Genomic DNA, 6,871 nt, shown 5'->3' with positions numbered 1-6,871 from the left:
AAATCAAATATCTTCAATTGGCTTGATTGCACCAGTTTTTAATGTAGTTCTTACTCCTGAATATCATTTAAAAAATTAGTCATGACAAAGAAAAATAGGGGAAATGCAAAGAATTGATTTCTAGGGCAGGATAGGCAACAGCCGTTAAAATTGCCATTTTGTCACCCAGACTCTAAAATGGAGCTGCAAAATATCACTTTGCTTACGGAATTAATCATGACTAAAGACAATAAGATTTTTTTTAGAGTTGATCGAGCGGTGCTTGATTGGTGGGAGGCAAAGTGTGAGAAGCAAGGCGTTAAGAAAGGTGAGCCATTTCAGAAAGCTTTAGAAACTGCTTATAAAAAAGAAAATGATCCTGCATTTTCTGGACAGGATTTTTCCTTGCATCTGGATAATGATTTGGCTGAAAAAATCTTTAGTTTGGCCCAGGCGGAGCAGCAAGATCCGAATGAATTGATCATGGAGCTGTTAAGAGAAAAAATTGCTGAAAGGGAGAAAGTAGAAGACACGATCGATGTTTTTGAAAAAACCACACGCAAAGAATTAAGAATTAAACCAAGTTTATTAAAGAAAATTGATGAAAGAGCAGCTCTAAGCAAAATGAAGACGAATCAATATATTCTGTCTGTACTTACCGCAAACGTCACAAAAGATATTCATTTTTTTGGGCAAGATGAAGCTCATTTGTTAGGAGATTCTAATGGACAGTTATTAGCTCTAGGACGTAACCTTAACCAGATGGCGAAAGCTATGAATCAAGGCATCTATGAAGCATATGATCGTAATTTCGTGGGTCGCATTCATGAACTCATAAGAGCTCATATACGTCACGTTTATAAACTGTTAGTAGAGAATAAAATGAGATGGGAATAACATAAAAATAAGATCTCTAAGATCTTATTTTTTTTACTCTATTTTTTAAATTTTTTAGGCGTGTTTTACTGTGAGTTTTAAGCCTAAAGCATTCACTACACGATTAATCGTATCAAAACGTGGTGCAGAATCCTGACGAAGTGCTTTATAAAGCGCTTCACGTCCAATTCCTGCATCTTTAGCGATTTGAGTCATGCCACGAGCTTTGGCAATTACACCAAGTGCATGAGCTAATTCAGCTGGATCATTCTCTTCAAGAACCATATTGAGATACATCACAATGTCTTCTTCAGTTTTGAGTGACTCAGCCATATCAAAACTTGGTAAATCAGCAACTTTAACCATTTTAATCCTCCAATGTTTTCGATAATTTGACTGCTCGCTTGATATCGTCTTGCTGTGTAGATTTATCTCCTCCACCAAGCATCACAATCACGATGTCACCATGTTGGATGTAATACATCCGCCAGCCTGATCCAAAGAATTCCCTCATTTCCCAAACACCATCTTGGAGAGGTTTAATGTCTCCCCAATTTCCACGTTGAACCTTATCTAATCGACGATTCAGGCGAATACGGGTCATATTGTCTTTAATGCCATCTAACCATTCATCAAACTCAGGTAGACGTTTAATTTCAATCATGAGGATTCCTTTTCTTCTCACTTAATTGTATTCGATCGAATACGATATGCAAGTATATTCATCCTGTGATTTGTTAATTTCGTATAAGAGATTTTATGTTAAGTACAAAATCTCTTAATAATAGAAATTTATATATTTTTACAAAAATACTGGTGCGATAAATTGCTTTAAAGCCGTTGATATCGATGTGGTATTTTAAATTTGGATTATATCAAGGGTTTTGTAGTGGAAGAAAAGTTAAATCTTGGAAATGCAATTTATGAAGGTTTCAATGATCAACATGGCTTAATGATTTGTGGTTATGAGTGGGGGGAAGAAGCTCAGAGAAAAGGGCAAATCGTTGAGCCTGATATGTCAAAAAAATGTACTTTTTCAAATAAGTCATTGAGATATGGAGATATTGCAAAAACTTGGACTACATATGACAAAAGGATCAGAACATGGTTTTTAATGTGGGGACATCCTTTAAATGAAGAGGGAGAAGGTGACGACTTTGATAAGACAATTATTCAGACAAACTGGGCTGTAGAGTCAAAACAGAAAAGAGATCCTATTCCTTTCTATTTGCAAGATGAAAACATTGATAATTTTATTTTGCATATTAAGGCATTAAAACCAAAATTAATTTTATTTATGGGTAATGGTCTTTTAACTCAGTTATTAAGATCCTGGAAGGTTTGGGATAAATTTACGCAAATCATGGGTGAGGAAACTGAAAAGTTAAGAGTTGTAAGAATGCCTAATTATCATGGTGCATTAACGTACATTAATAAATTTGAAAATTGTACTGTGGTGGGTTTACCTCATCCTTCTAGTGCTAGAGGTTTAACAAATGAATATATTGAATTCTGTAAGTCTGAATTAGAACCAATTATCTCTGACTTTAAAAAAGAAAGGGGTATTAAGTAAGAGATCTTAAATGAAAAATGTCCATCTAATCCAAGCTGATATCACTAATTTTTCTGTCGATGCTATCGTTAACTCTGCAAACAAAACATTGCTCGGTGGTGGTGGACTTGATTATATCATTCATAAAAAAGCTGGCCCTTTAATGAAAGCCGAATGTATTCGGCTTCATCAAGAAAAAGGTGGTTGTCAGACTGGAGAAGCTGTAGTTACAACTGCTGGTAACTTACCTGCAAAATATCTTATCCATGCTGTAGGGCCAAGATGGTTAGATGGGGAAAGAAATGAGCCACAGTTACTTTGTGATGCTTACAGCAATGCGCTTATGAAAGCTAATGAAATTGCGGCAAAAACGGTTTCTTTTCCCAATATCAGTACAGGTGTGTACAAATTTCCGCGCCAACATGCTGCGGAAATAGCTATTGGTACGGTTCTTTTGATGCTGCCACAATACGATCAAGTTGAAGAGGTGTTTTTTTTGTGTAGAGATGAAGAAAATTACTTAATTTATAAAGAAATTTTTTCAAAAATTGAAGATCCAAAAATTCAAATACAGATTAAATAATGGATAGCTCGTACAAGAAGCCTGCAACTAATTTTGCCAAAATTTCATGGTCTTCTTGTGATTCAACTATACTGAGGTAATTTTTTGATTCGAATAAGATTTCTATTATGACTGAGGGAAAGGCTTTACTGTTACAGGCAAAAGTTACTGATAAAGATTTAGATACTTTCGAGAGCAAACTCTTAAATTTGTGCCAACAATATTTTTTAGATCCATTAAAGTCAGATCTTTTAATACCTAGCCGTTTAAAAGACATTATAAAAAAATATGAAGAAAAACAAAGCCTAAGTAAATTTGAAGAAGTATATATTCATGAGTATATGCTCAGATCTTTAAGCGGTTTCCTGCCAGACTTTCAGAAAAAAATTAGACATAAAGTTGAATTAGAAAGAGTAGCTGAGGAAAAAATTCGTCAGGAGAAGTTGAGACTGGAAGCTATTGAAAAACAAAAGTTGCTTGAGTCAGATCCTGTTTATATTGCAAAGCAAAAAGAAAAAGCATTACTAAAAAAATACGACATTAATGAATATCTATCAGGGGCATCACCTACAGAGCTTTCTGAAATTTTGAATCAGCTAGAAAATGAAACAAGACTTTCTCAAGATGAAGCTGTTTGGTTAAATACAATAGGTAAAAAATTCTTTACTGCCAAAGTTCGTCATAAATTTCATCGATTAGAAGCTAATTATTATTTGCAGGAATATGCAAAGAACACCAAGAACATTTGGAATGCTATTAATGCTAGCAGTCAATTAAGAAAGTGTAAGGAAAGTGTTGAAGCAGAAGAGTTTTTAGAAAAAATTTCCACTAATGGTATCAAGGATAAAAAATTATTATCTGCGTATTTCACTACTCTTGGTGGAGTTAGACGTGATCTTCGCAAGGTTAACGTCGCCATTGATAATGCATCCAAAGCTCATAATTTAACTCCAGATAATTATCGTCCTTGTACTTTATTAGGCGCTATTTATATGGAAACGTATCAATATACACTTGGGCATGAGTGGTATGAAAAAGCTAGTGAACGAGGTGCAACAAATCAATCAATTAATGCTGATCTTAAAAGCATTATCTCTAAGATGGATAAAGCTAAACGTAATGAAATGATTGAACATTTATTGCAGTTAGATCCTCACGCATACTCATGGCTAAAGTCTCTAAAAACAGCCGTAAAAAACAAGCCTACAAGTAAACAAAATAAAGTTGAGCAGTCAGTAAAAGCTCAGAAAAAAGCATCGCCACCACAGCCAAAGAAGAATGCTCAAAATAAGCAGCCTAAAAATTCTGAAAAAAGTTTAAAGGCCCTTTTAGAACAGGGAGCTAAGGCACACAATTTAAACCAGCCAGTGAGCCTATCAAAACCCTCATGCATGAAGCCAAAGAAGAAATAATTTATTATTGAGTTTCGCTAAAATTAACATAATACACCTTATACGAAATGCGTTATAATTCTCTTGAAAATTCAACGCTGTAGTTTCTAGTTGATAGCCCATCTTCCCCAAGGTGGGTTTTTTTTATGATTTTTCACGTTCCACGCCTATTATTTAAGCAATGTTTCACGACTTTGTTCATATTAGTTAAACAATCGTGGTTAATCATAGGGTCTAAAAAAACGGCTCCAAAAGCCCCTTTTTTCAGGTTCAGGTTTCACATATTCAGGGATTGGAATCCGTTTAGGTTCGGTAGTAGTCAATCCGTCATGTTTCGTATCATCGGTGCTCGGTTCTGGCTGTACTTGAGCTGCATTCGCTTGCGCCTGTTCTTGATCGGTAAACGTAGTCATATTGGTTTTTGGGGCTTCCAATAAGCGCTGCATCGTTTCAATCTGGTTTTGATAAAAGGATTCCCGGTCTTTGGCATCCAAAAGCTGATTTTTCAGCATGTCTATCTGCTGTCTAAGCAGTAAAACTTCTGCCGAATTTGGACTGTCTATTTTTACAGGTTCTTTTACATCCTGTTTTTTAACAGGCTCCCCAAAAACACGGATAGCCTCTGCTAGATCAATCTTATTTTCAGAATTTTTGCTTAAAATTCCTTTCTTTATATTGTTATAAATCGTTTGTCTATTGATATTGTAAAGCTTGGAAAGTTCAAGAACTGTAAGGGTTTTCATCCTGTAAACCTATGCCTAAACTTGTAAAAAGTTACTGCCTATTAGACTGTCTAATAGGCAAATGATCAAGTTTAAATTTTAGGCAGATGCAAAGCCAACTTTTTGAAGATAAGGGAATAATTCTTTGAATTTTTCACTATCCTGAAGCATTTCAGCAATACGTATAGCAAATTGTGGATAGCTTTCTGTACCCTGAGAATACTTCCCCATTTCTGGTAGTTCAGAAAGTTTAGTAGCAAATAAATAGCGTTGCTTATCTGTCATCCTCGAAAACAGATCAGTTGTATTAAGATCTCTATTAGTTTCTATAGATCGAATAGTTGCTTTCTTTGGCTTAAAGCTAAAAGAAAATCCTGAGATTGAACGACCTTTTTTATGCTGTTCGTATTTAACAGTGATATCTGAAAATTCGTTGATTTGGTCTACTGCAATATCTAAAACACGTCTCTTAAATGCTTCCATTCGAGTGTATTCGTTAACACCTATACCAAGTTGACTACGAAATTTATTTAATTCATAAACAGGCGTTTTTCCTACAGACTTCCATTGCATTAAGAGTTCATAAAGACGTACTGCATAAACGCTTTTGAAGTCAGCAGTTTTTTTCAAATGATAACTAGTAAAGTACTGTTCAAACCCATCTATTTTAGTGACATGTTCAATTACCACACGAGTTAAGGTAACTAAAATTCTTCCTTCACCTTTCCGATAATTAGCATCTTGAATCCAGCGACTTTTTGTTAAAGTTCCATCTTCATTGGTAATCGTGAATTGTCTTTTAAAAAGAGAATCTTCTGCTTCAATTAACGCTAAATAAGCTGCATCTGGAGAAACGTTAAATGCTTTAGCATATCTAAGAGCATCTAATTCTAAAGGTTCATCTGTTGATAATCCTTGCCCAGTCTCACGAGCATCTACAATTGCAAGCTGAAGTAAACGGGTTTCGCTTAAAGTAAGTGTCTGTAAAGCTTGTACAAGTCTATTAGATTTTACGACCAAGTCTGTCATGTCATTCTATGTAGCAACAATTTTATTATGTTGCTATAACAACATAATAAATATTTGTTGTCAAATACCGAGGAAACGTTGCTATATAACCGAGGAAACGTTGCTATATAACCGAGGAAACGTTGCTATATAACCGAGGAAACGTTGCTATATAAAGCTTGAAAGCCTTGTAAATAAAAGGATTCAGCCATCTTAAAAACATTTAAAAGCTTAAAAATAATTAAAAGCATATTTCATGAAAAATTGCCCTTGGTTTTCGCTCCGCTCAAACTCTATTGAATCTCGCTTTCGCTCGATTCGTCGGGGCAATTTTTGATTCATATTTTCGTGACTTTTAAAAAAGCAAAAGCAACTCGGAATTCGCTTCGCTCATAAAGCTTTTTATTCGAGCTTCGCTCGATACATCAGCATAAATCTCGAATCGCTTTGCTCTGTTCTTATTGAGAATAAGCTTATGTAGCTTTGTAATCAGGGAAAGGACTTCTGGAATTTTAATTTTGGGACGTCACTCGTAGACACTCGTTCGGTTCTTAAAAAGATAAGCATGAAAACATAGTGTAATTTGCTCTCATTTGCGATTTTTAGCCCCTATTTACCATTTTATAAGTTATGGGTGCTTTTCATTTAAATGAGCCTTAGAACGCATTTAAAAGCGATCTTCAATCATATTTAAAAAAAACTGGGTTCTAGCTTTTGAGATTTTTTCATTTTTGATCAGCAGATCAGAATGCACGCTTACGCGTTTCTCTTTAAGAAACTT

At 34.8% G+C, this 6,871-nt stretch carries 8 protein-coding genes; 4 read left to right on the top strand and 4 right to left on the bottom strand.

The window, feature by feature from the left end:
* The first annotated feature begins 216 nt into the window (after positions 1 to 216).
* Positions 217 to 876: a mobilization protein MobC gene (locus tag G0029_RS18005; RefSeq protein ID WP_180110333.1), complete on the top strand. Its 660-nt coding sequence runs from the start codon at positions 217 to 219 to the stop codon at positions 874 to 876.
* A 54-nt stretch (positions 877 to 930) separates the two neighbouring features.
* On the opposite strand, the gene G0029_RS18000 is transcribed toward G0029_RS18005, so the two are convergent.
* Complete coding sequence (locus G0029_RS18000) at positions 931 to 1,221, bottom strand: addiction module antidote protein (RefSeq protein ID WP_180110332.1); 291 nt, start codon at positions 1,219 to 1,221, stop codon at positions 931 to 933.
* A gap of 1 nt (position 1,222) precedes the next feature.
* Positions 1,223 to 1,519 carry a type II toxin-antitoxin system RelE/ParE family toxin gene (locus G0029_RS17995; protein WP_180110331.1) on the bottom strand — a complete coding sequence of 99 codons (297 nt, stop codon included), beginning with the start codon at positions 1,517 to 1,519 and terminating at the stop codon, positions 1,223 to 1,225.
* Positions 1,520 to 1,744: 225 nt separating this feature from the next.
* Between G0029_RS17995 and G0029_RS17990 the strand changes: the two genes are divergently transcribed.
* The 3 genes from G0029_RS17990 (at position 1,745) to G0029_RS17980 (ending at position 4,381) form a co-directional block, all read left to right on the top strand.
* Positions 1,745 to 2,428, top strand: a complete 684-nt coding sequence (locus tag G0029_RS17990; RefSeq protein ID WP_180080468.1) for a hypothetical protein — start codon at positions 1,745 to 1,747, stop codon at positions 2,426 to 2,428.
* A gap of 10 nt (positions 2,429 to 2,438) precedes the next feature.
* Positions 2,439 to 2,990, top strand: a complete 552-nt coding sequence (locus G0029_RS17985; protein WP_180080471.1) for a macro domain-containing protein — start codon at positions 2,439 to 2,441, stop codon at positions 2,988 to 2,990.
* Between the two features lie 107 nt (positions 2,991 to 3,097).
* The gene (locus tag G0029_RS17980) at positions 3,098 to 4,381 is read left to right on the top strand and encodes a hypothetical protein (RefSeq protein WP_180080474.1); all 1,284 of its coding nucleotides are present in this window, start codon (positions 3,098 to 3,100) and stop codon (positions 4,379 to 4,381) included.
* A 200-nt stretch (positions 4,382 to 4,581) separates the two neighbouring features.
* On the opposite strand, the gene G0029_RS17975 is transcribed toward G0029_RS17980, so the two are convergent.
* Both G0029_RS17975 and repM read right to left on the bottom strand, forming a co-directional pair.
* On the bottom strand, positions 4,582 to 5,103 hold the full coding sequence (locus G0029_RS17975) for a plasmid replication DNA-binding protein (RefSeq protein WP_180110330.1): 522 nt from the start codon (positions 5,101 to 5,103) through the stop codon (positions 4,582 to 4,584).
* 78 nt (positions 5,104 to 5,181) lie between these two features.
* Positions 5,182 to 6,111, bottom strand: a complete 930-nt coding sequence (repM, locus tag G0029_RS17970; RefSeq protein WP_180110329.1) for a replication initiation protein RepM — start codon at positions 6,109 to 6,111, stop codon at positions 5,182 to 5,184.
* Positions 6,112 to 6,871 lie beyond the last annotated feature (760 nt).

Source organism: Acinetobacter sp. YH12138 (assembly GCF_015218525.1).
Classification (GTDB): Bacteria; Pseudomonadota; Gammaproteobacteria; order Pseudomonadales; family Moraxellaceae; genus Acinetobacter; species Acinetobacter amyesii.
The sequence above is the reverse complement of the archived record's forward strand: the minus strand, read 5'-3'. Positions and strand labels throughout refer to the sequence as shown.